A 26,999-nucleotide genomic window follows, 5' to 3' on the forward strand; every position below is an offset into this window, starting at 1 on the left:
TGTGCCGCGATAGCCACCGGCGGCGGCGGGTCGCTACGGTCGGACGTTATGCGCACCCTTCCGGTCCTCGTGCTCGCAATGACCACCGTGGTGCTGACCGCCTGCTCCGGTGGCAGCAGCACGACCACCTCCACGACCGAATCCGCCGGAACCACAACCGGATCCGCCGCGACCTCGGCCGCGCCCGGCACCGCGCCGCGGGACTGCGCCGCCGGCTACCTGTCGCAGTTCTCGCTGCGGCAGAAGCTGGCGCAGCTGCTCACGGTCGGCGTCACCGGCGCCGCCGACGCCGAGAACGTGGTGCGCACCGAACAGATCGGCGGCATCTTCGTCGGCGGGTGGACCGAGACCTCGCTGCTGGCCGATCATCAGATCGACCAGGTCCAGGCCGCTTCCCGGACCCCGCTCATGGTGACCATCGACGAGGAGGGCGGCCGAGTCTCGCGGGTGCGCAACCTGATCGGCGAAGCGCCGTCGGCGCGGGAAACCGTCGACGAGATGAGCCCGGAGGAGTTCTACACCTTCAGCCTCGACCGCGCGAAGAAGCTGAAGTCCTACGGCGTCACCGTCAACTTCGCACCCGACGTCGACGTGAGCAGCCAGCCCGCGGACAGCGTCATCGGCGATCGTTCCTTCTCCGATCAGCCCGATGTCGTCGTCGCGTACGCCGACGCCTACATTCGCGCCCTGAAGGACGCGGGCGTCGGCAGCGTCATGAAGCACTTCCCCGGCCACGGCGCGGGCTCGGGCGATTCGCACACCGGCGCGGTGCGCACACCCCCGCTCGCCGAGCTGCAGGACCGGGATCTGGTGCCCTTCCGGACGCTGATCGGTAGCGGAGCGGCCGTCATGATCGGGCATCTGGACGTGCCCGGGCTCACCGAGCCGAACATCCCGGCCAGCATCAGCCCGCAGGTCATGCAGTTGCTGCGCCAGGGCACCGGCTACGGCGCCGCCCCGTTCGACGGCGTGATCTTCACCGACGACCTCGGCGGCATGGCGGCCATCACCAGCCGCATGAGCATCGAGGAAGCGGTGGAAGCCGCGCTGGTCGCGGGGGCCGACAACGCCCTGTGGATCACCACCGACGCCGTCACCTCGGTGCTGGACCGGCTGGAGCAGGCCGTGAGCGCCGGCCGCCTACCGGGAACTCAGGTGGATGCCTCGGTACTGCGCATGGCAAAGTTCAAGGGCACCGCTCCCACCTGCTGACCGTCCCGGCGAATCACCGGCAATTCGCACTGGCGGAACTTACCTTGGAGTAAGATAGGGGTTCGACGTGTAAAAGCAGACGTGTACAGCACGGTCTAGGAGAGTGGATGGCTGGCGGAACGAAACGGCTACCGCGCGCTGTGCGCGAGCAACAGATGCTCGACGCAGCCGTGGAGGTCTTCTCACGCAAGGGCTATCACGACACGTCCATGGACTCGATCGCCGCCGAGGCGAAGATCTCCAAGCCCATGCTGTACCTGTACTACGGCTCCAAGGACGAACTCTTCCGGGCGTGCATCCACCGCGAGAGCATGCGCTTCATCGAAGCGGTCGCGGTGGCGGGCAATCCGAAACTCAGCCCGCACGAACAATTGCGCGCCGGACTCGAGGCCTTCCTTTCCTACGTGGATCAGAATCGCCTGTCCTGGCAGGTGCTCTACCGCCAGGCGCTGGGCCAGCAGCCTTTCGCCTCGGAAATCTCCAACAGCCGCGACCGGGTCATCGAACTCACCGCGAAACTGCTGGAATCCAGCGCGAAATACGCCGAGCCCGGCACCAATTTCGAAGTGGTGTCGGTGGCCGTGATCGGGGCCGGTGAGGCCATCGCCGACCGCGTCGCCGCCGGCACCGTCGACATGGCCGAGGCCGTCGATCTGCTCGACGATCTGGCCTGGCGCGGCCTCGCGGGCAAGAAGAAGGACATTTAGCCCCGATCGGGTTGCCGAGGGCACCGTCACCTGCCACAGTTTCGATCGGAATCGTGTCGCGGGACGGCCGGGGTACCGCCGGCCGGGGATGGGGATACACCATGTTCGGGCTGCTCAAACCCTGTCTGCACGGCGCCGGGAAATACGGCATGGACGCCGGGTCGTGGCAGACCCAGATGTGCGGGTTGTGCCTGGGCCTGCGGGACGGGCACGGCCAGCTCGCCCGCGCGGCCACCAACACCGACGCCATCGTGCTCGGGGTGCTCACCGAGGCGCAGCAGACGACGCCCACCGCCCGCACCGCAGCGGGCCCCTGCCCGCTGCGCGGCATGCGGCGCGCGAGTGTCGCGCCCGCCGATTCGCCCGGCGTCCGGCTCGCGACCACCGCCTCACTGCTGTTGGGCGCGGCCAAGATTCGCGATCACGTCGCGGACGGTGACACCGCGCGCGGGACCGCCCGCCCGCTCACCCGGGTGTCGGGTCGCTGGCACGCGCAGGCCGAACGGGCGGCGGCGGGCATCGGCCTCGACATCGCACCGCTGGTCGCGGCCATCGAATCGCAGACCGCGCTGGAACAGGCCGCCGCCGCGCACGGGGTACACGCGGGACCGGCCGACCGGGGAGCGCTGCTGCGACTGACCGCCCCCACCCAGCTGTGCGCCGGAGAGTTGTTCGCGCACACCGCGATTCTGGCCGGCCGTCCCGAGAACGCGGACGCCCTGCGCACCGCCGGTTGGCATTTCGGCCGGATCGCGCACCTGGCCGATGCTATCGAGGATTTCGATCGCGATGTCGCCGCGGGCAAGTTCAATCCGCTGGCCGCGACCGGGACCACGCCCGAACAGGCGCACGCCCTACTGCGCGAATCGAATTCGCTGCTGCTGTCCGCGCTGACCAGCGTCGGCCTGGAGCGCGTCGGCACGGTGCGCTGGATGCTGCTCGATCCGCTGCGCGGCGTCGTTCGCAAGCTGGGCGCGGGCGCGGCGCACGTGTGCGGTACCCGGGCCTGCGGTGCGCACCGCGCCACCGAGGAGGCCGGGAACCATCCCGTCTTCGAGGTCGAGGCGGCGGCGCTGCTGCCGATCACCGGAATCGCCCCGGCGACGGTGACCAACCACGCCGGGCCGGGCGGGCCGTCCCTGCTGGAGGGCATCGGCATCATCCTCGGCCAGTACTGCACCGGCTACGCGTGCTGCGCCGAGCACACCCGCCCGTGCAGCGGGCGGCGCAAGGACTCCTGGATCAATCGCGGCGGGTGCGACTGCGCCGAGTGCGGCTGCGACGGCTGCGGGTGCTGCGGTGACGGCTGCTGCTGTGGCGACGGTTGCTGCTGCGGTGACGGCTGCGGGTGCGGCTGCGACTGCTGACGGGCACGTCCACATACGTAAAAGCCGCACACCGCTCCCCGTTCCGGATGTCGAAACCCCTGCGTGGCGACATACGGTGGTGAATCGGTGCGCGGCTCTCGCCCCACCCCGTGGGGCCGACGCTGTCGGCGGCCCGAACCATACCCGTGGTTCGAGTGCTTCGTGGTCGATCGGTGACCACCCGCACAGCGCGACCCCGGGTCGTCGGCGCATCTGTCTCGATGTCGCCACTCCCCACCTGCGCCGATGGCCTCGGTGTGCCATCGGCGCGGCGGGGACGAATCCCGGCGCGTCGATCGCCGTGGCGCGGAGAGTCCGTCCCCGCGCCGCGGCGATCGATCAGCGAATGGTGGCGGTCAGGTGCGGGAACCCCTTCTTGGGGTTCCGCAGCGCCAGATCCCAGCCGCCCTCGACCTTGTCCGCGTACACGTTGACCGTGGACGGCAGGAAGATCGGCTTGCCGAATTTGACCTCGTACGTGGCCTTTTCGGGAATCCGGCCCTCGATGTTGGACAGGATGTTGGCCGCGGACCACATGCCGTGCGCGATCGGCTTCGGGAAACCGAAGGCCTTCGCGCCCAGACCCGAGGTGTGGATCGGGTTGTGGTCGCCCGACGCGCCCGCGTACCGGGTGATCGTCTTCTGATCGACCCGCAGCGCGCGCAGCGGCGCCGGCGGCACCTCGTCCGGGACCGGCTCGGGCTTGGGCCCGCCGGACAGCGAGGTGCGCTGCTGGTGCAGGAAGGTGGTGACCTGCCGCCACACCTGTTCCCGGCCCACGCTCACCTCGGTGATCGCGTCGACCATCAGGCCCTTGGGGTGCTCGCGCAGGTTCTCGATGTGCGTCCGGAAATCGAGCGGCTCGGAGACCGAGATCTCGCGGGTGCGCTCGATGACGTTCTTCGCGTGCACCGCGCCGACCGCCACGAACGGGAAGTCGCGGGCGACGACCAGCTGCATGGCGAGCGGGAAGCTCAGCACGAACGGGTAGGTCAGCGGCAGCGAATCGTTGAAACGCAGGCCGGTGGCCTTGCAGTAGGCAGCCAGGTGATTCGGATCGACCTGGAAGCCCTCCAGCCGCACGACCCGGTCGGGCAGGGTCGAGGGCCGGTTGGACAGGCCCGGCACCGGGACCGCGCCGAGCGCGGCCTTGACGAACAGGCTGGAGTTCTTCGGCACCTCGCCGAGCGTGATGGTCTGGCTCATCACGCGCCGATCAGGCTCTGGCCGCAGACGCGAACGATGTTGCCGCTCACCGCGTTCGACGCCGGGGACGCGAAGTAGGCGATGGTCTCGGCGACGTCGACGGTCTGACCGCCCTGCAGCAGCGAGCTCATCAGGCGGCCGGCCTCGCGGGTGGCCAGCGGGATCGCGGCGGTCATCGCGGTCTCGATGAAACCGGGCGCGACGGCGTTGATGGTGATGCCCTTCTCGGCCAGCTTCGGGGCCTCGGCGTTGACCATGCCGATCACACCGGCCTTGGAGGCGCCGTAGTTGGTCTGGCCGCGGTTGCCCGCGATGCCCGCGATGGAGGACACGTCGATGACGCGACCGCCCGAACGCAGCGCGCCGGAGGCGACCAGGCCCTCGGTGATGCGGTGCGGGGCAGCCAGGTTCACGTTGATGACCGAGTTCCAGCGGCCCTCGTCCATGTTCGCGAGCAGCTTGTCGCGGGTGATGCCGGCGTTGTGCACGACGATGTCGATGCCGCCGAAGCGCTCGGTGGCGAAGGCGGCCAGCTTCTCCGCGGCGTCGGGGGCGGTGACGTCCAGCGCCAAGGCGGTCGCGCCGACCTTGTTGGCGGTCTCGGACAGCGCCTCACCGGCGGCCGGGATGTCGGCGACGATGACGGTCGCGCCGTCGCGGGCGAAGACCTCGGCGATGGTGGCGCCGATGCCGCGGGCGGCGCCGGTCACGACCGCGACCTTGCCCTCGAGCGGCTTGTCCCAGCTGGCGGGAGCGACGGCGTCGTCCTTGCCGACGCGGAAGACCTGGCCGTCGACGAACGCGGACTTGGCCGAGAGCAGGAAGCGCAGGGTGGACTCGACGCCGGTGGCGGTCGCGGCGGCCTCCGGGTGCACGTAGACCAGGTTGCCGGTGGAACCCTTGAGCAGTTCCTTGGCGATGGACCGGCTGAAGCCCTCGAGCGCGCGCTGGGCGATCTGCTCGTCGACCGAGGCGGTCAGCTCGGGGGTGGTGCCGATGACCACGACGCGGCCGGAGCCGGCCAGGCTGCGCAGCGCGGGCTGGAAGAACTCGAACAGCTGCTGCAGCTCTTCGATGGTGCGAATCCCGGTGGCGTCGAACACGAGCGCGCCGAACTTCACGCCCTGGGTGACCGAGTCGACGAAGGTGTAGTCGGCCGAGAGCAGGTTGCGCGCGGCGTCGGCGACGCGGCCCTTACCGCCGATCAGCACCGGACCCGGCAGGGCGGGCTGGCCCGCGACGTAGCGGCGCAGGCTCTCCGGCTGCGGCAGCCCGAGCTTGCTCGCCAGGAACGCGCCGGGCGCGGAGTGAATGAAAGATCCGTACAGGTTGGGAGCGCCCTTGCTCTTGCTGGCTGCCACAGTTCCTACCTTCTCTTGTCCAGGCCCCGGGGGCGGTGTTGCGCACATTTGCGGGGTACGGTGTCGACAAACTAACTTACTCCAGAGTAAGTTTAATGTAAACCGACTGCTGCCGGTCCCGCGGGACCGTGCGAGTGCGGACATCCACCCGACGAGACACTGGAGACTCGAGTGACCACCAAAGCCCGTTCGGCGAAGCCCGCGGCCAAGTCCGCCAAGCAGGCCAAGCCTGTCGCGATCCTCGGCGGTAACCGGATTCCCTTCGCCCGCTCCGACGGCAAGTACGCGCACGCCTCCAACCAGGACATGTTCACCGCGGCGCTGAACGGCCTCGTCAGCCGCTTCGGGCTGCAGGGCGAGCGCCTGGGCATGGTCGTCGGCGGCGCGGTCCTCAAGCGCGTCGGCGAGCACGGCATGATCCGCGAGAGCGTGCTCGGCTCCACCCTCTCCCCGTACACCCCCGCGCACGACCTGCAGCTCGCCTGCGGCACCGGCCTGCAGTCCATCCAGACCGTCGCCGACGGAATCGCGCTGGGCCGCTTCGAATCCGGCATCGGCGGCGGCACCGACACCACCTCGGACGCCCCCATCGGCGTGAGCGAGTCCATGCGCGAGTGGATGCTCGACGCCAACCGCGCCAAGAACAACAAGGACTACGCCAAGCTGGTCGGCCGCCTGCGCCCGTCCATGGTCGGCATCGAGATCCCGCGCAACGCCGAGCCGCGCACCGGGCTGTCGATGGGCGAGCACGCCGCCATCACCGCCAAGGAATTCGGCATCGCCCGCGACGCGCAGGACGAGCTGGCCTACCTCTCGCACAAGAACATGGCCGCCGCCTACGACCGCGGTTTCTTCGACGACCTCATCACCCCGTTCCTCGGGCTGACCCGCGACGACAACCTGCGTCCGGGCTCGACCATCGAGAAGCTGTCGACCCTCAAGCCGGTCTTCGGCGTGAAGCTGGGCGACGCCACCATGACCGCGGGCAACTCCACCCCGCTCACCGACGGCGCGTCCGCGGTGCTGCTGTCCACCGACGAGTGGGCCGCCGCGCGCAACCTCTCGCCGCTGGCCTACCTGGTGGACTCCGAGGTCGCCGCGGTCGACTACATCCACGGCCCCGACGGCCTGCTGATGGCCCCGACCTACGCGGTGCCGCGCATGCTGGCCCGAAACGGCCTGACGCTGCAGGACTTCGACTACTACGAGATCCACGAGGCCTTCGCCTCCGTGGTGCTCGCGACCCTGCAGGGCTGGGAGTCCGACGCCTACTGCAAGGAGCGCCTGGGCCTGGACGGCGCGCTGGGTTCCATCGACCGCAGCAAGCTCAACGTCAACGGCTCCTCGCTCGCCGCGGGCCACCCGTTCGCCGCCACCGGCGGCCGCATCATCGCCTCCACCGCGAAGATGCTGGCCGAGAAGGGCGGCGGCCGGGCGCTGGTCTCCATCTGCGCCGCCGGCGGCCAGGGCGTCGTCGCCATCGTCGAGCGCTAGCCACCGCGCCCCGCACGGGGTGTCACGGTACGCACGAGGGCGGTGTTCGATCCGGATTTCCGGATCGGACACCGCTTTTCGCTGTTCGGCGGGCGAATCAGTGGGTGGGATCGAAGGATTCGGGTCGGCGGACACCGATCACGGTTCCCCGGAGTTACCGCACGGGCCCGGCGATCACAACACCGTGCCCGCGGCGTCCAGCACCTCCGACAGCAGCGGCAGCGAGGCATCGCGTTCGGGGGCCTGCGCCCACCAGCGGCCCTCGTGGGTGTGACGGCCGAATCCCGTGGGCAGGATGACGTTACTGCGATGCGGGCCGATGTCGACACCCGCGCGTTCCATGCGCTCCAGGTACTCGGCGCCGGGGTAACCGTCGAAGACACAGAGGAAGGTACGCCGCGGCGGGCGCTCGCGCACCAGCACCGGGCACGGCACGCCGCGCGTGGTCAACTCGTCGAGTAGCAAGGCCCCCAACGATTCCGGGGTGTTCAGGGCCGCGATCGTATCCACCAGGGGCAGCACCACGAACCCCGGCGTCGTCACGTGCACATGCGGCAGACCGAACAGCGAGCGATACACCCGCGCCCACTCCTGCGGCGTCGTCAGCTCGTCCAACCGCACACTCCACCCCTCGTTCGGCACAGCTCCAGCGACGGCTGATCGGCGCCAGCGAAGTCGATTGCCGGCGGCATGCCGACACAGTCAGTGAAAACCGGGGTCGCGGATCCCGCCACAGGAATGGGTGAATCGTTCGCAAACTGTGGACTGACGCGACGCGGCACGGCGGCTCGAGGTCCGCGTACGGACCGCGAAGCGGGGTAACCTCGGCAGTGGATGCCTTCCCACCAGGAGGTTCGCAATGCCCTGTGATCTGATGCTCATCGCCTACGACGGGTCCGAGAACGCGCGCCGCGCCGTCGAATACGCCGGCCGCTTCCTGTCCGCCGACAAGGCCGTCGTGCTCACCGCGTGGGAGCCCATGGTGCGCCAGACCGCTCGCCTCTCCGGGTTGTCGGGGGTCATGCAGCCCGAATGGATGCCCGACGACGAGATCGAGGACGTCGCCTACACCGACGCCAAGTCGATCAACACCGAGGGCGTGCGGCTGGCCAAACTGTCCGGGCTCAACGCCGAGGCGCGCACCGCCGAGTGCACCACCACCATCTGGAACGCCATCGTCGAGGTGGCGGACGAACTGAACGTCGACATCATCGTCGCGGGCACGCGGGGGCAGACCGGGATCCGGGCGCTGCTGCACTCCAGCGTCGCCGACGCGGTGCTCAAACACTGTCACCGGCCGGTGCTGCTGGTACCGCCCGGGCGCGAACCGGCGCGCTGAGAGCGGCGGCGGCGCACGTTGAGACGTGCGTCGCTCGGCGGCCGCGGCGCAGCGCGCGCGGGCTATGGTCGAGGCATCATGCACGGATTCCTGCTCGCGACGCCGGACAGCGTCGTTCGCGCCACGGGTGTACGCGCCGCGTTCGATGACGCGAGCGCCGCCGCAGCGGCTCTGCGCGCGGGCGCCGCATCCGTGATCACCGGCGCCCTGCCCTTCGATCCGCGCCGCCCGGCCGCGCTGGTCGCGCCCGAACGCCACACCCACACCGCCGGACCCTGGCGGCCCGCCGCGCTGCCCCCGCTGCCGCCCGTGCGCGTGGTGACCGAGCTGCCCGATCCGGGCGAACACCTGGCGCGGGTGGCCAAACTCGTTGCCCAGCTGGGTGATCCGGAATCGCCGCTGCGCAAGGTGGTGGCCGCCCGCTCGCTGCTCGCCGCCGCGGACGCGCCGCTGGACCCGGAAGTCGTTGCCGCGCACCTGGTCACGCGGCATCCCCGCGCGCACGTGTTCGCCGTCGACCTGACCGCCGCCGGGCGGACCGGCGAGACCCTGCTCGGCGCGACCCCCGAGGTCCTGGTGGCGCGGCACGGCGACAGCGTCACGCTCCGCCCCCTCGCCGGGACGCTGCCGCGCCTGGCCGACCCGGACGCGGACGCCGCGCAGGCCCGAGAACTGCTGGCCAGCAGCAAGAATCGCGAAGAGCACGCCTACGTCGTGGACTGGATTCGCGAACGGCTCACCCCCGTCTGCGCAGAGCTGACGATCCCGGCCGAACCCGAACTGCTGCACACCCCCGAGGTCTGGCACCTGGCCACCCACATCACCGGGCGGCTGCGCGAACCCCACCCGACCGCACTCGACCTGGCCGTCCTGCTGCACCCGACCCCCGCCGTCTGCGGCACACCCACCGACCTGGCCCTGGACACGATCGTCGATCTGGAAGAGGACCGCGGGTTCTACGGCGGCGCGGTCGGCTGGTGCGACGCGCACGGCGACGGGGAGTGGGTGGTCGCGATCCGCTCGGCCGAGCTCGCCGCCGACGGCCTGACCCTGCGCGCCTTCGGCGGCGGCGGGATCGTCGCGGCCTCGGACCCGCAGGTCGAACTGGTCGAGACGACCGCGAAGCTCCGCACCTTCCTCGGCGGCCTGCACTGCGCGGTGCCGGAGTAGCCGGTCGGCTTCGTATGCGCGGTGAACCGGCGCCGGTCGGCAAGAAATGCGCGCCCGCCGCTCGAACCGCTGCCCGTCGCTTCCTGATCGCGTGCGTCGACACCTGAAACAGGTCGGTCCACGCATTTCTCGCCGACCCCTGCGCATTTCTTGCCGACCGGTCCGCGCAACCGCCGCGAAACAGGATGTGACCTGCATCTCTGCGGCGGGGGCGGTGAACTGAAATGTTGGCGACCAAGATCAGGGGCGGCGGAGCCGGGGCAAAGCGGGCGCGGTCTGCTAGGTTTGCTCGAGTTACGCATGCGTCGATGTATGGGAGTTCCGCGATGAAGTTTGCCGTTCCCGGTGTGGCCAGCGCTGCCGGTGGCGCCCTGATCGGACTGGCCGCGGTCCTGGTCATCACGATGGCGGCCTCGCAGGACACGCGCCCGGAGATCGATAACGGCGGCGACCCGTCCTCGTCGCTGCTCAACAACGTTGAGTACGGCGCCCGCTGACCGGCCGACCTCAGATCCAACAGCCGCGACCGGTCCGGCCGAGGACCGGTCGCCGAATACTGAACCGCTGGGCCGCCGCTGGCTGCTCGGCACCTTTCTCGCCGCGTTCCTGCTGACCTTTCTGCAGGCCCCCGGCCGCACGGTCGCAGATACCAAATACGACCTCGCGCAGAATCCTCTCGGCTTTCTCGAACGCGCCTCCCACCTGTGGAGCAGCCAGGCCCCGATGGGCCAGGTGCAGAACCAGGCGTACGGCTACTTCTTCCCGCACGGCGCGTTCTTCTCCCTCGGGCACGTGCTCGGCCTGCCCGCCTGGGTCACCCAGCGCATCTGGTGGGCGCTACTGCTGCTCGCCGGGTTCTGGGGCATCATCCGGCTCTGCGAAATCCTGGGCATCGGCAGCCGCGGCTCCCGCATCATCGCCGCCACGGCCTTCGCGCTCTCCCCCCGGGTGCTGACCACCCTCGGCTCCATCTCCTCCGAGACGCTGCCGATGATGCTCGCGCCCTGGGTGCTGCTGGCGCCGGCCGCCCTGGGCATGAGCCTGCGCGCGAAGCGCCCGGACAGCACCGCCGAATCCAGACCGGAGGCCCCGGCCGACCGCGCGCGGGCGTCCCGATGGCGCGGCGCCGCGACACCCGCGGGCAGCGCCCTCGCCCTCGCGCTCATGGGATCGGTCAACGCCGTCGCCACCGCCGCCGCGTTCCTGCCCGCGGCCCTGTTCTGGATCTCCTACCGCCCCAACCGCGCCTGGTGGCGCTTCACCCGGGCCTGGATTCCCCTGCTGGTACTGGCCACCTTCTGGTGGGTCGTCCCGCTGCTGCTGCTGGGCAAGGTGAGCCCGCCCTTCCTGGACTACATCGAATCCTCCGGGGTCACCACGCAGTGGGCCTCGCTCGGTGAGGTGCTGCGCGGCACCGACAGCTGGACCCCGTTCGTCTCCCCCGAACGCATCGCGGGCGCGGTGCTGGTCACCCAGCCGGCCGCGGTACTCGCCACCGGCATGCTCGCGGCCGCCGGGATCGCCGGACTGGCCATGCGCTCCATGCCGATTCGCGGACGGCTCACGCTGGTGCTGTGCGTCGGGCTGGTCGGCATCTGCGCCGGGTACGCGGGCGCGCTGGGCGGGCCGTTCGCCGGACAGGTGCGGCTGTTCCTGGATTCCGGCGGCGCGCCGCTGCGCAACGTGCACAAACTCGAACCGCTCATCCGGTTGCCGCTGGTACTCGGGCTCGCCCACCTGCTGAGCCGGGTGCCGCTGCCCGCGTCGGTTCCGATGCCGGTGTGGCGCAACGCCTTCGCCCACCCCGAGCGCAATCGCATGGTGGCCGTCGGCGCGCTCGTGCTGACCGCGCTCACGCTGTCCACCTCGCTGGCCTGGACCGGCAAGCTCGCGCCGAGCGGCGCGTACGAGGAGGTCCCCGGGTACTGGAAGCAAACCGCGCAGTGGTTGTCCCGCAACGCATCCGATACCCGCGCGCTCATCGTGCCCGGCGCGCCGTTCGGCTCCCAGGTCTGGGGTCTGACCCGCGACGAGCCGCTGCAGGCGCTGGCCGACACCCCGTGGGCGGTGCGTGACGCGGTGCCGCTCAATCCACCCGGCGCCATTCGCGCCATGGACTCGGTGCAGCGACTCTTCGCGGACGGCCGCCCGTCGGCAGGACTGGCGGCGACCCTGGCCGCGCAGGGCATCGGAATCCTGGTGCTGCGCAACGATCTCGACCCCGAGACCTCGCGGTCCACCCGGCCCATGCTCGCGCACCAGACGATCGAGGGCTCGCCCGGACTGCACAGGGTCGCCGAGTTCGGCGATCCGGTGGAGACCGGATACATCGAGGGCCTGGTGGCCGATGAGGACCTGCGGCCGGAGTACCCACCCGTCGAGATCTACCGCGTGGATCCGCGACCGGTCGGCGACGCCGCCGACCTGCGCGCGGGCACCGGCGCACCGGACTCGTTCCCCGGCGCCTACCTGACGGCGCTGGACGGACTGCCCGTCGTGCAGGGCGGGCCCGAAGCCCTGGAACGCCTGCGCCGCGACCCCGCCGCGAACCCCGGCCCGGCGCTGCTCGCGGCCGACGCCGCCCGCGCGGGACTGCCGGTGGACGCGGTCACCATCACCGACACGCCCATGGACCGGGAGACCGACTTCGGCCGGGTCGACAATCACAACTCCGCGGTGCGCGCGCCCGGCGACCCCCGGCGCACCCACAACCTGGTGCCCGACTACGCCGTGCCCGGCGCCGAACTCGTGCGCGGCGAATGGTCCGGAGCCACGGTGACGGTATCCAGTTCCGCCGGGGACGCCACGCAGCTCGGCGGGGCCGCGCCCGGCAGCTCCACCGCCGCGGTGGTGGACGACGATCCCGCGACCGCGTGGATCAGCAACGGCACCGAACACGCGCTGGGACAGTGGCTCCGGCTGGATCTGGAGCAGCCCATCACCTCCCCGGTGCTGCGCCTGACCACCAGCGCGGCGGCCATCGGCAGTCCGGTGAAGTGGCTGGAGGTCGCCACCGCCAAGGGCACGGTCGCCGCGCGCGTCACCGAACCCGGTGCGCCGGTGTCGGTGTCCCTGCCGCCGGGCCGCACCGACTGGATCAAGATCACCGCGAAGAGCACCGAGAACGGCAGCGCCGGCGGGCAATTCGGCATCAGCGAGCTGTCGCTGTTCGACTACGCCGATCGGGAGAACCCGGCGCGGGTCGACATCCGGCACCGGGTGGTCCTGCCCGCCACCCCGCCCGGCGCGAGCATCCAGGGCTGGGCGCTCGGCCAGGAATTCCCGGGCCGCAGTGCCTGTTTCGACGCACCGGACCGGGTCCGATGCAGCAAGGCGCTCGCGCTCGCGGCCGAGGAACCCGGGCTCTTCGAACGCACCCTGACCGTGCCCGATCCGCTCGCCGTCACCCCCGAACTCCTGGTCCGCGCCCGGCCCGGACCGGATCTGGACCGGTTGCTCACCGACCCGGCCCGGCCCTTCGCCCACGGCCAGGCCGACATCGGCGATCCGCGCGGATCCGCGCTCGCCGCCACCGACGGCGACCCGCGCACCAGCTGGATCGCGCCCGAGACCACCGTCCGCACCCCGGCCGGCGCGAAGCCGACGCTCACCATCGATCTGCCCGCGCCCGCGCTGGTGACCGGACTGGAACTGACGCCCTCGCGCGGGGACCTGCCCGCGCACGCCACCTCGGTCTCGGTGAACCTCGGTGCGGGACCGCAGGTGCGCGAAGTGGATCCGGCCGCCGGAACCACCACGCGCATCGAGCTGTACCCGCAGGTCACCGATCGCATCGAAGTGAGCATTCAGACCTGGGACGCGGTACTCGACCGCACCGCACTGGGTTTCGCACAGGAACAGCCGGCCGGCATCGCCGAGATCACCGTGCTCGGACCGGAGTACCCGGCCGCGCCGGGCCCGGATCAGCTGTTCACCATCGACTGCGCGAACGGGCCGACCCTCGCCGCCGCGGGACGCACGCTGCACACCTCGGTAACCGGCACCGCCGCCCAGTTCCGTTCCGGCACGCCGCTTCCCGCGCGCGTGTGCACCGCCGACGAGGTCGCGGCGGCTCGCGCTAACGCGGCGCAAGAACCGGAGCCCGCCGCCGACGCGGAGGCCCGGGACCCGGGCGTGGATGCCGAGACCGACGGCGGCTCCGCGCTGAACAACGCGAACGACGGCCGCCGCGCCTCCTTCGACGAGGAGCTGCCGGTCGACGCCGCGGACGGCGGGACCAACCTCGACCTCATGGCCGGGCGCGTCGATGTAACCGTCGCTCCGACACCGCTGTTCACCGTGGACGAGCTGCGCTTGCGGCGCGCCGAACCGGACAGCGGTGAAGCGGGCGGCGTCGCACCAGGCAGCGGTGATGCGGGCAGCGTCGCACCAGGCAGTGGTGATGCGGGCAGCGCGAATCCGGCCGACTCCGACCCGGGGGCCGGATCCCCACCGAACACCAAACCCGACGCCGATGCCGGCACCGGTGCGACAGCGGCGCCCGGCGCGGTCCGCGCCCCCGCCGGAACGCGGGTCCTGGTCCTGCCCCTGAGCACCAACGTCGGCTGGCAGGCCGAGACCGCCGACGGCCGCACCCTGGAGCCGCTGGTCATCGACGGCTGGCAGCAGGCGTGGCTGGTGCCGCCCGGCACGGACGGCCCGATCACCATCTCCTTCCCCGCCGACCGCTGGTACCGCCTCGCCATCTTCGGCGGCCTGCTGCTGTTGATTCCCCTGGTGCTGCTGGCTTTCCGCGGCGCACGCACCCCGGCCCGCGATGACGGCCCCGCCCCGCGCACCTGGCACAGCCGGACCCTGAGCGCGGTCGCCCTCCTGGCGGGAACCGGACTGATCGCCGGACCCACCGGAATCGTGCTCACCGCACTGGGACTCGCGGCCTACCACTTCCGCCCGCTGCCCACCGCCCGCGCACTCGCCCCGATAGCCGGTGTGGCGACAGCGATTTCCGCCGCCGCCCTGTCCACCGGCCCCTGGCGCTCCCCCGCCGGCTATATGGGCGACTCCCTGTGGACCCAGTTGCCCGCCGTGGTGGCGATCGTCGCCGTGGGGTTGGCGGCACTCCCCCGCCGCGCGGCGAGTTCGCGCCGAACCGAGTCCCCACTGCCGCCGCCCGCGTGATCGGCGCGGGCGCTTCCACGCCAAGGGAATTCGTGTTCGATCCACCCCCTACGCTGTGCGGTCCACTCGTCACCCGATGACGACGCAGGTGCCCGAGGCGCACCGGCTCAACGCGGGTTCCGGTCGGTCACTCGGCGCGCCCGCACCAAGGGAATTCGCGTTCGACGCACTCACGACCCTGGGCGATCTACTTGTCACCTGATGATGTGGGCGCCGACGGCGCACCGGATCATCTGTCGAATCCGTTGCCGTGGGCCGGCATTCACCCGGGGCACCCGGGCGCGGTCATCGTCGCCCCGGGGCAGCGGCATCCGTGCGGTCGCACGTCGACGCCGGAACCGTCCCGTTGAATCGGCGCCGAACCTCAGCCGAAGCGGCGGCGGGTCCAGCGGCGCACCGGATCCTCGATCAGCGCGTAGCTGGCCGCGGCCAGGGGCAGGGTGAAGGCGATGGTCATCAGATAGACCAGCGCGAAAGATCCACGGAACGGGATGATCCCGAACACCGGGAAGACGATGGCCAGCACCGCCAGGTGCCAGATGAAGATGCCGTACGACCAGCGGCCCAGCATCGCGGCGAGACCGCCGGTGAGCCAGCGATGCCGCCGCTCCGGCCGTAATACCAAGGGCGCCAGCAGCGCGAAGCCGATGATCGCGCCCAGCGCCATCTTCACGGCGTACTGCCAGGGCTGCCCGTGGGTGAGACCGGCCGGACCGGCCAGCGGGGTGGTGGCCAGCAGGAACGCGATCAGCGCCAGCGGCCACATGAGCCGCAGATCGCCCGCGAACCGCCGCCAGCGCGGCGCTTCGGCGTCCGCGAGCTCGGCCAGCAGCATGCCCGCGCCGAACCACGGCAGGTAACCGGGCAGCCAGTTGTCGGCGTTGATCGCCTCGGGAGTGGGTACGGGCAACAGGTTCCAGCCCAGGAACAGAATCGCGATGCCCAGCACCACCGGCACCCGCAGGTGAGCTCGATTGCCGCGCAACCACACCAGCGCGAAGGCCAGCAGCGGCAGTACCGCGTAGAAGGCGACTTCCACGGCGAGACTCCACATTTGGGTGAGCCCGTCGGTGAGCGTGTACGGCACATAGATCTGCAGGAAGGTCAGATTCGCCAGCCACACCCGGAGTCCGGCCGTGTGCGCGGCGCTCGGCAGCAGAATCAGCGCCGCGCACACCGCGACCCAGTAGGCGGGCAGGATGCGGGCCGCGCGATGCAAGAGATAGCGGCCCGCGGCGGGCGCCTCGCCCAGTCCGCGCGCGGCGGCCGCGTGCGGGCGCCACAGCAGGAAACCCGAGAGCGCGAAGAAGATCGCGACCGCCATGTCGAAGCGTTCCCAGACGCGTCCGATGTACGGCTGCGCGGTCGCGCCGGTCTGGAACGCCACGTGGGTGAGCACGACCCCGAGCGCGGCGAGCGCGCGCATGCCCTCCAGGGCGGGGACGAAGGTGTTCGGCCGGCGGATCGAGCGCGTGTCGAGCGGCGCGGCGATCGTGGAATTCGGGCCGGCGGGCGCGGTCGCGGCGGCCGGATCGGTGGCACTCTCCCCGCTGACAGCGGCATCCGAGCCGACCGGTTGTACCGGTTCGGAGGGCGGGCGCAGGGTCGTGGTCATCGCGATCCAGTGTGCCCTGTGCCCTCTTCATGTGAGCACCCCGCGTTTGACTTATGGGCGTTTCGCGGAGTTTTCCTGCCTCGGCGAGACCCTGAACGCTCCTGAGCTGTTAGTGTCGGGGCTCACGAGTGCTGCGCGGCGACCGCAGTACTCATCGGAACGACCTGTTCGACGACGAGGAGAAGTTGCATGGCACTGAGTGCCGGGACCAGACGGACGGTGGCCTGCCTGCTCGTGGGGCTGGGTGCTTTGTTGCTCGTCGCCGCGATCATGATCCCCACCTACACGGTGAGCAAGGTGGCCAAGACGCCACTCGACCTGCAGATCACCACGATTGCGACCAACCTGGCCGGAACCAAGAGCGAGGTCCTCGACGCCAAGTCGCTGACCGGACCGGGTTCGGCCAAGGTGGACACGAACGTGCCGCTGTTCTCGCAGCGTTTCCTTACCGTCGAGGATCCTGCGGACGCCGAGCGTCTCACCATCCAGGCCGGTCAGACCCTGCGTCGCACCGACAAGCAGGGCGACACCGGGCTGCTGACCGCCTCGATCGACCGCGTCACCGTCGACCGTAAGGACGGCATGCCGGTCGACGAGGTCGACGGCGGCCCCAACGGCTCGATCGGCGTGACCGTCGACAAGCAGGGCCAGAGCGTGATGGACCCGGTCCAGCACACCGGCCTGCAGTACCGCTTCCCGATCGGCACCGAGAAGAAGGCGTACCCGTACTTCGATCTCAACGTGCGGAAGACGTACGACATCAACTTCATCGAAGAGACCGAGATCAACAGCATGAAGGTGTACCACTTTCAGCAGACGGTCCCGGTAACCGATCTCTCGACCGTCGCCAACTCCCCCACCAACAAGCTGGCCCTGCCGGCCGAGAAGTGGGGCGTCGAGGGCGGCGAGACCCCGGTGACCATGATCCGCTGGTACACCAACACCCGTGACCTGTGGGTCGAGCCGCAGACCGGCACCGTCATCAAGGGCGGCGAGCAGGTGCACCAGTTCTACTCGCGCACCGGCGACAAGCCCGAGGTGAACGTCCTCGAAGCCACCCTGATGTTCGATGAGAACACCGTCGAATCGCAGATCGCGGTGGCCAAGGAGAACATCGACAAGCTGTCGCTGTACGGCCGCACCATCCCGATCGTGCTCGGCGTGCTCGGCGCGCTGGCCCTGATCGCGGGCATCGTGCTCGGTGTGCTCGGCGGCTCGAACAACGGCCCGGCCGCGCGTCGCGCCGCGCCGGCTCCCGCCGGTGGACCGGCTCCGGGCCGGGGCAACTTCGACGCCCCGACCGAGCAGATCGACATCAACAAGACACAGCAGATCGATATCAACAAGAAGCCCTAGGCTTCGACCTGCTTCGCAGCGGCCCCGCACCTTTCGGTGCGGGGCCGCTGTGCGTTCGGGTTGCCGGCGGGGGCAACGACGCACGGTCGCGGTACGGCGCACGCACCCGGGTCACCCGCGCGCCGAGGGCAACGGCCGGGTGTCCGCATGCCCGCGAATCCGGCCGCCACCGAACGCGATTGGAGCCTCGATCAATAGCTGTCAGCTATTACTTTCACCGACGGGGGTGCGGCGCGGCGGCACGGAGTGGCGGGTGGGAGCATTGCGGCGTGTCCGTTGTACGCCGTCTGCCTGTAGTCGCGGACCTCACGCTGGTGACGGCCGGGGCCATGACGGCGAACGTCGCGGGATACCTGCTGCAGCTGCTCGCGAGCCGGTGGCTCGGCGTCGCCGGGTACAGCCCGTTCGCGAGTCTGCTCGCCGTGCAGATGCTGTGCGCGGTGCCCGCGCTGGCACTGCAGAACGTCGTGGCCCGCGAGGTCGTGCGGGGGGCTTCCGTCGCTACCGCGCGGGCGCTCGCACTCAAATGCGCCGGGATCGTCGCGGTCATCGCCGTTCCGCTGGTGCCGATCGTCAGCCTCACCCTGAAGGTCGACTGGGTGGCCGCGGCGGCCGCGCTGTGCACCGTGCCGGTGCTGGTGCTGCTGTCGGGCGAGCAGGGGATCCTGCAGGGCTCGAGCCGGTTCCGCGACCTCGCCGTGGTGCTGGGCGGAGCCAGCGTCATCCGGACCGCGCCGGCGCTGATCGTGCTCGCGAGCGGCGGCGGGATCGCGCCCACGCTGTGGGCCGCGACGGCGGGGGCCACGGTCGCCGCGCTGCTGGCGCGGCACATCGTCGACTCGAACGGCGCGTACGGCCGGATCGGGGCGCGCGGCGCCGAGGGTCCGGACGGCCCCGCCCGGCGCGGCGCCGACCTGGCCGCGGTGCTGCCCGTGTTCCGGGCGGCCCAGGTGCAGGCGGCGCTGATGGCGCTCTCCTCGGCGGATCTGCTGATCTCGCGCATGGTGCTCAGCGACGAGGATGCCGGGCGGTACGCGCTGGGCGCCATTGCCGCCAAGATCGCCTTCTGGCTGCCGCAGGCGGTCGGGGTGGTTCTCTACCCCAAAATGGCGCAACCGCAGCATTCCGCGCGCGCTGTGCGCTCGGCGCTGGCCGTGCTCACGGCGGTCGGCACGATCGCGGTACTCGGGGCCGCCGTGGCCGCGCCCCTCGCCCCGCTGTTCGCGGGCCAGGACTACGCGCCCGTGCAGGGACTGCTGTGGTTGTTCGCGCTCCAGGGCGCGCTGCTCGCGGTGCTGCAGGGTGCGCTGCTGTCGGCCATCGCCGCCGATCGCACCGCCTCGGCGGCCATCACCTGGCTCGGGCTCGCGGTGGGCGTGGTGGTCATGCGGACCTGCGCGCACTCGGTGGCGAGCCTCATCGGCATCGCGGCCGCCACCGCCGCGATCACCACCCTCGTGATCACCGTGCTGGCCCTGCGCACCGTGCACGAGCCGGCCGGCGACGATCCCGTCGTCCCCGGCCTCGGGGCGACCGGGGCATAGGGTGCGGGTGTGAGCGCGGAACACCCCCGGCGAACCGGCCCGATCACGGCCGCGTACAGCCTCGCCCTCACCCTGCTGGTCCTGGGCCCGCTACTCGGTCCCGGATACCTGCTGCTGCGCGACGCGGTGAGCACCCCGCGCTCCTACCTCACCGATTCCGCCCTCGGCCTCGGCGACGCGGCTCCCCGGGCCGTCCCCCAGGACGCGCTGCTCGCCGTGTTCTCCCCCGTCGTCGACGGCGGCCTGCTGGTGAAAGCCATTCTGCTGGCGGCGATCTGGTCCGCGGGCTGGGGTGCGGCCGTGCTCGCCCGCACCCTCCTGAACGCCTCCCTCGGCCCCCAGCTCGTGGCCGTCACCGTCACCATCTGGAATCCCTACGTGGCCGAACGCCTGCTCCAGGGTCACTGGAGTCTGCTCACCGGCTACGCCGCGCTGCCGTGGATTGCCCTGGTGGCCACCCGGTTACGGGCCACCTGGGGCGGCCCCGCCACAGCACCGGAACCGGCGCGGTCGAACCGCCGCACCGCCACACCTGCAGGCTGGCTCCCCTGGGCGGCCCTGGGCGGCTGGCTCGCCGTCGCGGGCCTGACCCCCACCGGTTCCCTCCTCGCCGGGGCCCTGGCCCTGCTCCTGGTCGGCCGCCGCAATCTCCTTCCCACGGCGGCACTCTGGCTGGCGTCCTGCGCGCCGTGGCTGGCCGCCACCGCCCTCTCCGGCGCGGGCTCCGCCCCCTCCGACCCGGCGGGCGTGGCCGCCTTCGCCGCCCGCGCCGAACCCCTCCTGGGCACCCTCGGCAGCCTCGCCGGCCTCGGCGGCATCTGGAACGCCACCGCCGTACCCGACACCCGCACAACCTTTTTCGCCCTGATCGGCACGGCGATCCTGCTCACCCTGGTGGCGACCGGCGTCCGCGCCGTCTACGCGTGGCCGGGCGGGACGACGACCGCACGGACCGGATTGCGTTCCACCGCATCGAACTCCGAGGCAGCCGGCAAGGACAGCACGGGGTCGACCGTCGCCGATCGGCCCGAGGAGATCGCCCCGCCCGATCCCGCCGAATCCCCTACAGCTGCGAACAACACTGCGGCAGTCCGCCACACCCGCCGCACCCTCCTGTTCGTCGCCGCGGCCGCGATCCTCCTACCCGCTCTCGGCGCGACCGGCTGGGGCATGGCCGTCGGCGAGTTCCTGGTCGAGCACGTCCCCGGAGCCGGCCTCCTACGCGACACCCAGAAATACGTGGCCCTTGCCGCCCCCGCCTTCGCCCTCTGCGCGGCAGCGGGCACCCAGGCACTGTCAGCCCGCATTTCCGCCGCCCGCGCACAACGCGTTTCGGCCGGCGCGGCGAATTCGCCCGCCAGCCCAACCGAATCGGGGTCCACTGCATGTTCATCGGTCTCTCCGGACGGGCCGCCGCAAGCCGCGAGCTCACGAGCAGCAGTGGGCCGGGCAGCTTCCGTCGAAGGTGGTATCTCGGCGAGAGCGGGTGTGGACTCCGAGGCCGCTGAACCTGTCGTCCAAGGCCGGACTCGGCCGGAGCGCGGGGTAACCGGTTGGGTGGCGGCGGGTTTCGTCGTGTTGATCCTGGCTTCGCTGCCGGACATGGCCTGGGGTGTTGGGGGCGCTCTGCGGCCGGTTCGGTATCCGATGGGGTGGGAGCGGGTCGCGGCGGCCGTCGGCGGGGGCGGGGACATCGCGGTGTTGCCCGGGGGGATGTTCCGGAAGTTCCGGTACTCGGGGAAGGCGCCGGTGCTGGACCCGGCGCCGCGGATGATGCCCCGGGACGTGCTGCAGACCGGGGAGTTGCCGGTCGCGGGGGCCACCGTTTCCGGGGAGGGGGCGCGGGCCGGGGAGGTCGAGCGGTTGCTGCTGGCGGGTGGGTCACCCGGGCGACTGGCGGAGCTGGGAGTGGGGTGGGTGCTGGTCGAGCGGGGGACGCCGGGGCCGATGGGCGAGTCGAAAACGACGCTCGCCCAGCTGGATTCCGTGTACTCGGACCGGGACCTGGAGCTGTACCGGGTGCCGGGGGCGGTCGCCGATCACGACGCTTCCACGGGCGCGCGCCGCGTCGCCGGTGCGGCCCACTTCCTCTGGGGCGCACTGCTCCTCGCAGGGCTCACGGCAGCGTGGGGTAGCGTCCGCTTCCGACGCCGCGTGGGATCCGCCGCGCCGCAACCGGTCTGAGGAACGTCCGGATCGGTGCACACGGCGTCGAGCGCACCGCTCTTTGCGGAACAGGACTTTCGAGCGGCGACGCTCAACTGATCTGCGAGCGGTCGAACGGCGGCGCATGGAGTCCCCGCCCTCATCTACAGCGCAGGGCCGAACACCAGCGGGCAGATCCGGCCGTCGTGAATCAGAGCGGGGGCGTGGAGATTTCGAAGCGAGATCAGGGCTGGGTCTGGGGAGACCCTGCCACCAGGCCGGAGACGCGGTTGCCTCGGGACACGGCCGAGAGGACCTCGTAGACGCCGTTTCCGGTTTGCTCCCAGGAGAATTCGCGGGCGCGGGCGCGGGCCTTCTCGCCCAGGACGGTGCGCGCCTCGTGATCATCGAGCAGATCGCCCACCGCGAGGGTGAGGTGGGCGGCGTCGTCGACCAGCATCCCGGTCACGCCGTCCACGATCGAGTCGGTCAGGCCGCGCGAGCTGCGGTAGCCGACGGTGGGGACGCCGTGCTGGGCGGCCTCGATCACGGCCAGACCCCAGCCCTCCTTGCGCGAGGGCAGCACGTGCACCCAGGCGCGGGCGAGCAGCTCGTGTTTGCGGTCCTCCTCCACGTGCCCGTGGAAGGTCACCGCGTCGGCGATGCCGAGCTCGTCGGCGTGGGTGCGCAGGTTGTCCGCCCACCAGCCGCCGCCGATCACGTCCAGGTGCAGGTCCGGGATGCGATGCCGCAGCCCGGCGACCGCCGCCATGGCGTCCTCGATCTGCTTGTGCGGCACCAGCCGGGACAGCACCACGATGCTCGGGTGCGCGGTCCGGGTGGCGTCGTCACCGGCCGGAACCGTGGCCGGCACCGGTTCGGCGCCGTTGCGGACGACGGCGATGCGCGCGCCCTCCACCCCCAGCGCGGTCAGTTCCTCCGCGGACGGCAGCGACACCGTCAGGTACTGGTTCTCCCGGTGCACGCGCGGCGACAGCCGCGATTCGATCCACCAGCCGATCCGGCCGACCAGTTTGCCCGCCACCGGCCACTGCTCACGATGCCCGTGATGCACCAGCACCACGGTCGGCGCGGCCGATGCGGCCCGGGCGAAGAAGGGGATGCCGTTCTGGGTGTCGATCACCGCGTCCGGCCGGACGCCGCGCAGCGGCCCGATGCCGAGCCTGCCCAGCGCGATGGCCGCCAGCGCCCGCGGATACACCGTGAACCGCCCGCCACCGCGACTGATGTCGATGCCGTCCACCCGCTCGGCACGCGCCGCGCCGGGGTATCCGGCCGTCCGCAGGGTCACCTTGACACCCCGGGCGGCCAATTGCGCGCCGACCTGCTCGAGATAGCGCTCACTGCCTCCGCCCTGCGGATGCCCGGTGTCGCGCCAGCAGAGCAGCAGCACTTCACGCACGGGCAGATCTCCAAAGTCATGGCGAAAGGATGATGAACAACGGGCTCCACCATATAGCGCGAGCGCCCTCCGCAACCCATGAGTGGTCACCTGACCTGCTACCGGGCGCGGATTTCCCCGTTCGCGATCGCCCGGAATACGCCCGCGACTGCGCGAAAGAGGCTGATGTGCCGATCTCGCGTCGCCGGAGAATTCTTCCGGATTATCGGGCGCCCGGGCGGGTAGGTAGGGCGTGTGCACCACCGGGACAAACTCACCGACCCGATTCGGCGCGAAAGCACTCGCCGCCGAGCGGTGCTCCGCCGCCGTCCGTGTTGCGCAGTTGGGGCGGCTCCTCGTGTCCCGATCAACGCCCGCAGGGAAGCCGCGGCAGCATCGCCGCATACCCATGTCCCCCGGTAGCGGGAGGTAGCGCGGTGCCGCATACGACGGTTGTGCGAGACTGCTCGCCGTGCTTCGTGCTGAGCAGACCGGATTGCGGTGGGGTGGGCGGCGGCCGCGATTCGCTCGCCGGGCGACCTTGCGCCGGTCGCTGCGGCTGCTGGGGAGTTTCCGATTCGAACAGACCGATCCGGCGCTGTTCTACGGTGGCGTCGCCGTCGATACGGCCGCGCTGGTGAGCGATTTCTACCGCGATCTGACCGGGCATTCGCTGCGCGGCGCCGTCGTACTCGACGTGGGCGGCGGTCCCGGTTATTTCGCGGACGAGTTCGGGCGCGCCGGCGCGCGGTATCTGCCGGTCGAACCGGACCCGTCGGAAATGCACGCGGCCGGATTGCGCGTGGCGGGCGCGGTGCGCGGCTCGGGGATGGCGCTGCCATTCCGCGATGACGCCGTCGATGTCTGCATTTCCTCGAATGTGGCCGAACATGTGCCGCAGCCGTGGACGATGGCCGAGGAAATGCTGCGTGTCATCAAACCCGGTGGGCTGATGATCTTTTCGTACACCATCTGGTTCGGCCCGTTCGGCGGCCACGAAACCGGCCCGTGGCATTACCTGGGCGGTGAGTTCGCGGCGCGCAGATATCTGCGGAAACAGGGGCGGGAACCGAAGAACCGTTTCGGAAAGTCCCTGTTCGCCGTCGGCGCGGGCGAGGGTATGCGGTGGGCGCACCGCACCCCGGACGATGTCGAAGTGCTCGCGGTGTTCCCGCGGTATCACCCGAGATGGGCCTGGTGGCTGGTGCACGTCCCGGTAATTCGGGAACTGCTGGTGAGCAATCTGGTGGTGGTGGCCACCAAGCACGCGGGCGCCGAGACCGTATCGAGGGGGAAAACCGCACGGAGCGAGCGGGATTCACCGTTCCAATCGGCCGCGACGCCAGATTCTGCGTAGCCCGCCGTGCCCGTCGGGTTCGCCCCAGGGTGACTCCTGGGTTGCCAGCCCGATGGTCTCCATCACGGTCAGCCCGACCTGTCCGGCCAGAGCATGCACCGCGGCAACCGCTTCCGCGGCCTGGAGCGCGGCGGTGGCCTGCTCGGTGGTGAGCGTGCGCCCGGGCAGGAATGACACCACCCAACCACCTACGCCGACGCTTTTCGCCTGGTGAGGCGTGAGATCGCTGGTCATCAGCGAACGATCGACCACTTGCACCGCCATGACTCGAATCTCCCCTGCGCGGTATTGATTCATGTATCGAGCGAGCTATCCAAGATAGCTATAAAGCATGCTCGCTACGCGTGCGGAATGCAATAGTGCGTTCCGCGAAAAGCGAACCGGCAGGTAGGATTTCGGAAATTCGAGTCGCTGGAAGGTTGCCTCGAAGATGCGGAAGCGGTTGCGGAGACGATGTTTCGGAAGTCTTAGAGATCGGCCTCGATCAGTCGCAGCGCCGGCTGCGCGCGCCGGTCCGACCGCGACGGCGCCGCGACCACCTCGACCTGCCAGCCCGGCGGCAGCACCTTCTGCAACTGATTCGCGGCCCGCTGCATCGGCGTACTCGTCGAGATCGGAGCGAGGTCCGCTAACTCCGGGAGAATCAGGGGGGTGACATCCACATCGTTCATGCCGTGCGCCTACCTTTCGCGTAACGAACCAGTCGCCAGTCACGGACTGGAAAAGCCTGGAAAAGCTAGGAACGGAGACAGCTTCAAAAATAGCAAGGGCTAATTTTTGGCAACCGACCAGATGGGCGTCGGCACGAAAGCCATGCGAAGCATAAGCCACCCATAGGCAAACCGAATTGCGAACCACGTTCCCGGCCGGAACGAGTCGCCTCGAATTGAATACCGAGAAGTCGACTTTCAGAATTGTCCCGGTCACCGGGACCGCTGGGCGGTAGTCCGGACGATGCCCCGGACAACCCCCTGGGCAAAACTGTAACGTGTTCTCATGGAGTACCCGAGCCTGTTCATCGGCGGACGCTGGACCGCGCCCGCCGGCACCGAGACCGTCCAGGTCGTCTCACCCGCCACCTTGGAAACCGTCGGCAGCGTGCCCAACCCCACCCGCGCCGACGTCGACGCCGCGGTCGCCGCCGCCCGGCACGCCTTCGACCACGGCCCCTGGCCCAGCACCCCGCCCGAGGAACGCGCCGAACTGCTCGCGCGCGTCTCGGCCCTGCTCGACCAGAAGGCCGGTGAGCTCACCGCCGCCCTGTCCGCCGAGACCGGCGCGCCGCCCATGTCGGCGAGCACGCTCAACAACTTCCCCGCCAAGGCGACCCTCGACTACTACGCCGGGCTGGGCAAGGCGTTCCCCTGGACCGAGTCCCGCACCGGCGCGTTCGGCACCACGAAGGTCTCGCGCGAGCCGATCGGCGTCGTCGCCGCCATCATCGCCTGGAACGTGCCGCTGTTCCTGGCCGTGAACAAGCTCGCGCCCGCCCTGCTCGCCGGGTGCACCGTCGTCCTCAAGCCCGCCCCGCTCACCCCGCTCACCGCGAACCTGCTCGCCGACATCTTCGCCGAGGCCGGGCTGCCCGAGGGCGTGCTCTCGGTGCTGCCCGCCGACGCCGAGGTCTCGGAGTACCTGGTCTCGCACCCCGCCGTGGACAAGGTGACCTTCACCGGCAGCTCCGCGGTCGGCCGCAAGATCGCCAGTGTCGCGGGCGGTCAACTCAAGCGCTGTTCGCTCGAGCTCGGCGGCAAGTCCGCCGCGATCCTGCTGCCCGACATGGACATCAGCGCGATGCCGCAGCTGGCCTTCGCGGGTCTGATGAACAGCGGCCAGGCCTGCGTGGCCCAAACTCGCATCCTCGCCCAGCGCAGCCGCTACGACGAGATCCTGGACGCCCTGGTCGAGTCGTCCCGCATGTTCCCCCTGGGCCTGCCCACCGATCCCGCGGCCCAGCTCGGCCCGCTGATCTCCGAGGCGCAGCGCGGCCGCGTGGAGGGCTTCATCGCCAAGGGCAAGGACGAGGGCGCCCGCCTGGTCTCCGGCGGCGGCCGCCCCGCCGACCTCCCCGGCTGGTACGTCGAGCCGACGATCTTCGCGGACGTCGAGAACACCATGACGATCGCGCAGCAGGAGATCTTCGGCCCCGTGCTGTCGGTGCTGCCCTACGACACCGAGCAGGAGGCGATCGCCATCGCGAACGACTCCGACTACGGCCTCGCCGGCTCGGTGTGGACCACCGACATCGACCACGGCCTCGAGGTCGCCGCCCAGGTCCGCACCGGCACCTACGGCATCAACTGGTACGCCTTCGACCCCTGCTCCCCCTTCGGCGGCTACAAGACCTCTGGGATCGGCCGCGAGAACGGCCCCGAGGGCCTGGACGCCTACTGCGAACAGAAGTCGGTCCTGATGCCGATGGGCTACACGCCCTAACGACCACGGCACTATGAAACGGCCCCGGCGGCACCGAATTCGGCCTGACCGCGCATCCGAAGTACGTGCTGGCCGGCCACCCGTGGATCGACCCGCGGGTCTCGCGGCAAGGTCACCAAGTCCACGCCGATGGGTTCGATCGACCATCC

Annotated in this window: 21 protein-coding genes; 14 read left to right on the top strand and 7 right to left on the bottom strand. The window is 70.6% G+C overall.

Features of this window, described 5'->3' with window-relative positions; all coding sequences use genetic code 11:
• Nucleotides 1-48 precede the first annotated feature (48 nt).
• The 3 genes from ACWDOP_RS36330 to ACWDOP_RS36340 all read left to right on the top strand — a co-directional run bounded on the left by ACWDOP_RS36330 (nucleotide 49) and on the right by ACWDOP_RS36340 (nucleotide 3,286).
• On the top strand, nucleotides 49-1,212 hold the full coding sequence (locus ACWDOP_RS36330; protein ID WP_456348701.1) for a glycoside hydrolase family 3 N-terminal domain-containing protein: 1,164 nt from the start codon (nucleotides 49-51) through the stop codon (nucleotides 1,210-1,212).
• A gap of 107 nt (nucleotides 1,213-1,319) precedes the next feature.
• On the top strand, nucleotides 1,320-1,919 hold the full coding sequence (locus ACWDOP_RS36335) for a TetR/AcrR family transcriptional regulator (protein ID WP_454204429.1): 600 nt from the start codon (nucleotides 1,320-1,322) through the stop codon (nucleotides 1,917-1,919).
• Nucleotides 1,920-2,020: 101 nt separating this feature from the next.
• Entirely contained in the window at nucleotides 2,021-3,286 is a 1,266-nt protein-coding gene (locus ACWDOP_RS36340; protein ID WP_456348702.1) for a DUF5685 family protein, read from the top strand.
• Nucleotides 3,287-3,625: 339 nt separating this feature from the next.
• Here ACWDOP_RS36340 and ACWDOP_RS36345 read toward each other — a convergent pair whose 3' ends face one another.
• Both ACWDOP_RS36345 and ACWDOP_RS36350 read right to left on the bottom strand, forming a co-directional pair.
• Entirely contained in the window at nucleotides 3,626-4,492 is an 867-nt protein-coding gene (locus tag ACWDOP_RS36345) for a MaoC family dehydratase (RefSeq protein WP_456348703.1), read from the bottom strand.
• Complete coding sequence (locus ACWDOP_RS36350) at nucleotides 4,492-5,853, bottom strand: 3-oxoacyl-ACP reductase (protein ID WP_456348704.1); 1,362 nt, start codon at nucleotides 5,851-5,853, stop codon at nucleotides 4,492-4,494. The genes ACWDOP_RS36345 and ACWDOP_RS36350 overlap by 1 nt, the downstream gene beginning before the upstream one ends.
• A gap of 171 nt (nucleotides 5,854-6,024) precedes the next feature.
• On the opposite strand from ACWDOP_RS36350, the gene ACWDOP_RS36355 reads away from it, so the two are divergent.
• Nucleotides 6,025-7,347, top strand: coding sequence for an acetyl-CoA C-acetyltransferase (locus tag ACWDOP_RS36355; protein WP_454204425.1), 1,323 nt, complete (start codon nucleotides 6,025-6,027; stop codon nucleotides 7,345-7,347).
• A gap of 174 nt (nucleotides 7,348-7,521) precedes the next feature.
• Here the strand turns inward: ACWDOP_RS36355 and ACWDOP_RS36360 are convergent, their stop codons facing one another.
• Nucleotides 7,522-7,968 (bottom strand): hypothetical protein, encoded by a 447-nt coding sequence (locus tag ACWDOP_RS36360; RefSeq protein WP_456348705.1) that lies wholly within the window; start codon nucleotides 7,966-7,968, stop codon nucleotides 7,522-7,524.
• Nucleotides 7,969-8,206: 238 nt separating this feature from the next.
• Here ACWDOP_RS36360 and ACWDOP_RS36365 point away from each other — a divergent pair, with 238 nt between their 5' ends.
• The 5 genes from ACWDOP_RS36365 to ACWDOP_RS36385 all read left to right on the top strand — a co-directional run bounded on the left by ACWDOP_RS36365 (nucleotide 8,207) and on the right by ACWDOP_RS36385 (nucleotide 15,197).
• A complete protein-coding gene (locus ACWDOP_RS36365; protein WP_454204423.1) occupies nucleotides 8,207-8,686 on the top strand; it encodes a universal stress protein in 480 nt (159 codons plus the stop codon).
• 78 nt (nucleotides 8,687-8,764) lie between these two features.
• Complete coding sequence (locus ACWDOP_RS36370) at nucleotides 8,765-9,856, top strand: isochorismate synthase (protein ID WP_456348706.1); 1,092 nt, start codon at nucleotides 8,765-8,767, stop codon at nucleotides 9,854-9,856.
• 326 nt (nucleotides 9,857-10,182) lie between these two features.
• The gene (locus ACWDOP_RS36375) at nucleotides 10,183-10,353 is read left to right on the top strand and encodes a DUF2613 domain-containing protein (protein ID WP_454204421.1); all 171 of its coding nucleotides are present in this window, start codon (nucleotides 10,183-10,185) and stop codon (nucleotides 10,351-10,353) included.
• Nucleotides 10,334-14,995 (top strand): alpha-(1->3)-arabinofuranosyltransferase domain-containing protein, encoded by a 4,662-nt coding sequence (locus ACWDOP_RS36380; protein WP_456348707.1) that lies wholly within the window; start codon nucleotides 10,334-10,336, stop codon nucleotides 14,993-14,995. The genes ACWDOP_RS36375 and ACWDOP_RS36380 overlap by 20 nt, the downstream gene beginning before the upstream one ends.
• 76 nt (nucleotides 14,996-15,071) lie before the next feature.
• On the top strand, nucleotides 15,072-15,197 hold the full coding sequence (locus tag ACWDOP_RS36385) for a hypothetical protein (RefSeq protein WP_456348708.1): 126 nt from the start codon (nucleotides 15,072-15,074) through the stop codon (nucleotides 15,195-15,197).
• Nucleotides 15,198-15,359: 162 nt separating this feature from the next.
• Here the strand turns inward: ACWDOP_RS36385 and ACWDOP_RS36390 are convergent, their stop codons facing one another.
• A complete protein-coding gene (locus ACWDOP_RS36390) occupies nucleotides 15,360-16,610 on the bottom strand; it encodes an acyltransferase family protein (protein ID WP_456348709.1) in 1,251 nt (416 codons plus the stop codon).
• Between the two features lie 189 nt (nucleotides 16,611-16,799).
• Here ACWDOP_RS36390 and ACWDOP_RS36395 point away from each other — a divergent pair, with 189 nt between their 5' ends.
• From ACWDOP_RS36395 to ACWDOP_RS36405, 3 genes are all read left to right on the top strand, one after another.
• Nucleotides 16,800-17,966 carry a DUF3068 domain-containing protein gene (locus tag ACWDOP_RS36395; protein WP_456348710.1) on the top strand — a complete coding sequence of 389 codons (1,167 nt, stop codon included), beginning with the start codon at nucleotides 16,800-16,802 and terminating at the stop codon, nucleotides 17,964-17,966.
• Between the two features lie 329 nt (nucleotides 17,967-18,295).
• Nucleotides 18,296-19,510 carry a polysaccharide biosynthesis protein gene (locus ACWDOP_RS36400; RefSeq protein WP_456348715.1) on the top strand — a complete coding sequence of 405 codons (1,215 nt, stop codon included), beginning with the start codon at nucleotides 18,296-18,298 and terminating at the stop codon, nucleotides 19,508-19,510.
• A gap of 9 nt (nucleotides 19,511-19,519) precedes the next feature.
• Complete coding sequence (locus tag ACWDOP_RS36405) at nucleotides 19,520-21,694, top strand: hypothetical protein (protein ID WP_456348711.1); 2,175 nt, start codon at nucleotides 19,520-19,522, stop codon at nucleotides 21,692-21,694.
• A 205-nt stretch (nucleotides 21,695-21,899) separates the two neighbouring features.
• On the opposite strand, the gene ACWDOP_RS36410 is transcribed toward ACWDOP_RS36405, so the two are convergent.
• A complete protein-coding gene (locus ACWDOP_RS36410; protein WP_456348712.1) occupies nucleotides 21,900-23,078 on the bottom strand; it encodes a glycosyltransferase family 4 protein in 1,179 nt (392 codons plus the stop codon).
• 451 nt (nucleotides 23,079-23,529) lie between these two features.
• Between ACWDOP_RS36410 and ACWDOP_RS36415 the strand changes: the two genes are divergently transcribed.
• The gene (locus ACWDOP_RS36415; protein ID WP_456348713.1) at nucleotides 23,530-24,414 is read left to right on the top strand and encodes a methyltransferase domain-containing protein; all 885 of its coding nucleotides are present in this window, start codon (nucleotides 23,530-23,532) and stop codon (nucleotides 24,412-24,414) included.
• On the opposite strand, the gene ACWDOP_RS36420 is transcribed toward ACWDOP_RS36415, so the two are convergent.
• Complete coding sequence (locus tag ACWDOP_RS36420) at nucleotides 24,376-24,678, bottom strand: hypothetical protein (protein WP_454204414.1); 303 nt, start codon at nucleotides 24,676-24,678, stop codon at nucleotides 24,376-24,378. The genes ACWDOP_RS36415 and ACWDOP_RS36420 overlap by 39 nt on opposite strands.
• 203 nt (nucleotides 24,679-24,881) lie before the next feature.
• Complete coding sequence (locus tag ACWDOP_RS36425) at nucleotides 24,882-25,085, bottom strand: hypothetical protein (protein WP_454204413.1); 204 nt, start codon at nucleotides 25,083-25,085, stop codon at nucleotides 24,882-24,884.
• 325 nt (nucleotides 25,086-25,410) lie between these two features.
• On the opposite strand from ACWDOP_RS36425, the gene ACWDOP_RS36430 reads away from it, so the two are divergent.
• Entirely contained in the window at nucleotides 25,411-26,850 is a 1,440-nt protein-coding gene (locus tag ACWDOP_RS36430; RefSeq protein ID WP_456348714.1) for an aldehyde dehydrogenase, read from the top strand.
• The last annotated feature ends 149 nt before the right edge of the window (nucleotides 26,851-26,999 follow it).

The sequence above is a fragment of the Nocardia sp. NPDC003693 genome, assembly GCF_053981095.1.

Excerpts from the sequence above, each read along its gene's own strand:
- ACWDOP_RS36330 (WP_456348701.1), top strand. The coding sequence starts at position 49 with ATGCGCACCCTTCCGGTCCTCGTGCTCGCAATGACCACCGTGGTGCTG.
- ACWDOP_RS36335 (WP_454204429.1), top strand. The coding sequence starts at position 1,320 with ATGGCTGGCGGAACGAAACGGCTACCGCGCGCTGTGCGCGAGCAACAG.
- ACWDOP_RS36340 (WP_456348702.1), top strand. The coding sequence starts at position 2,021 with ATGTTCGGGCTGCTCAAACCCTGTCTGCACGGCGCCGGGAAATACGGC.
- ACWDOP_RS36345 (WP_456348703.1), bottom strand. The coding sequence starts at position 4,492 with ATGAGCCAGACCATCACGCTCGGCGAGGTGCCGAAGAACTCCAGCCTG.
- ACWDOP_RS36365 (WP_454204423.1), top strand. The coding sequence starts at position 8,207 with ATGCCCTGTGATCTGATGCTCATCGCCTACGACGGGTCCGAGAACGCG.
- ACWDOP_RS36370 (WP_456348706.1), top strand. The coding sequence starts at position 8,765 with ATGCACGGATTCCTGCTCGCGACGCCGGACAGCGTCGTTCGCGCCACG.
- ACWDOP_RS36375 (WP_454204421.1), top strand. The coding sequence starts at position 10,183 with ATGAAGTTTGCCGTTCCCGGTGTGGCCAGCGCTGCCGGTGGCGCCCTG.
- ACWDOP_RS36385 (WP_456348708.1), top strand. The coding sequence starts at position 15,072 with ATGACGACGCAGGTGCCCGAGGCGCACCGGCTCAACGCGGGTTCCGGT.
- ACWDOP_RS36390 (WP_456348709.1), bottom strand. The coding sequence starts at position 16,610 with ATGACCACGACCCTGCGCCCGCCCTCCGAACCGGTACAACCGGTCGGC.
- ACWDOP_RS36395 (WP_456348710.1), top strand. The coding sequence starts at position 16,800 with ATGGCACTGAGTGCCGGGACCAGACGGACGGTGGCCTGCCTGCTCGTG.
- ACWDOP_RS36400 (WP_456348715.1), top strand. The coding sequence starts at position 18,296 with ATGACGGCGAACGTCGCGGGATACCTGCTGCAGCTGCTCGCGAGCCGG.
- ACWDOP_RS36420 (WP_454204414.1), bottom strand. The coding sequence starts at position 24,678 with ATGGCGGTGCAAGTGGTCGATCGTTCGCTGATGACCAGCGATCTCACG.
- ACWDOP_RS36425 (WP_454204413.1), bottom strand. The coding sequence starts at position 25,085 with ATGAACGATGTGGATGTCACCCCCCTGATTCTCCCGGAGTTAGCGGAC.
- ACWDOP_RS36430 (WP_456348714.1), top strand. The coding sequence starts at position 25,411 with ATGGAGTACCCGAGCCTGTTCATCGGCGGACGCTGGACCGCGCCCGCC.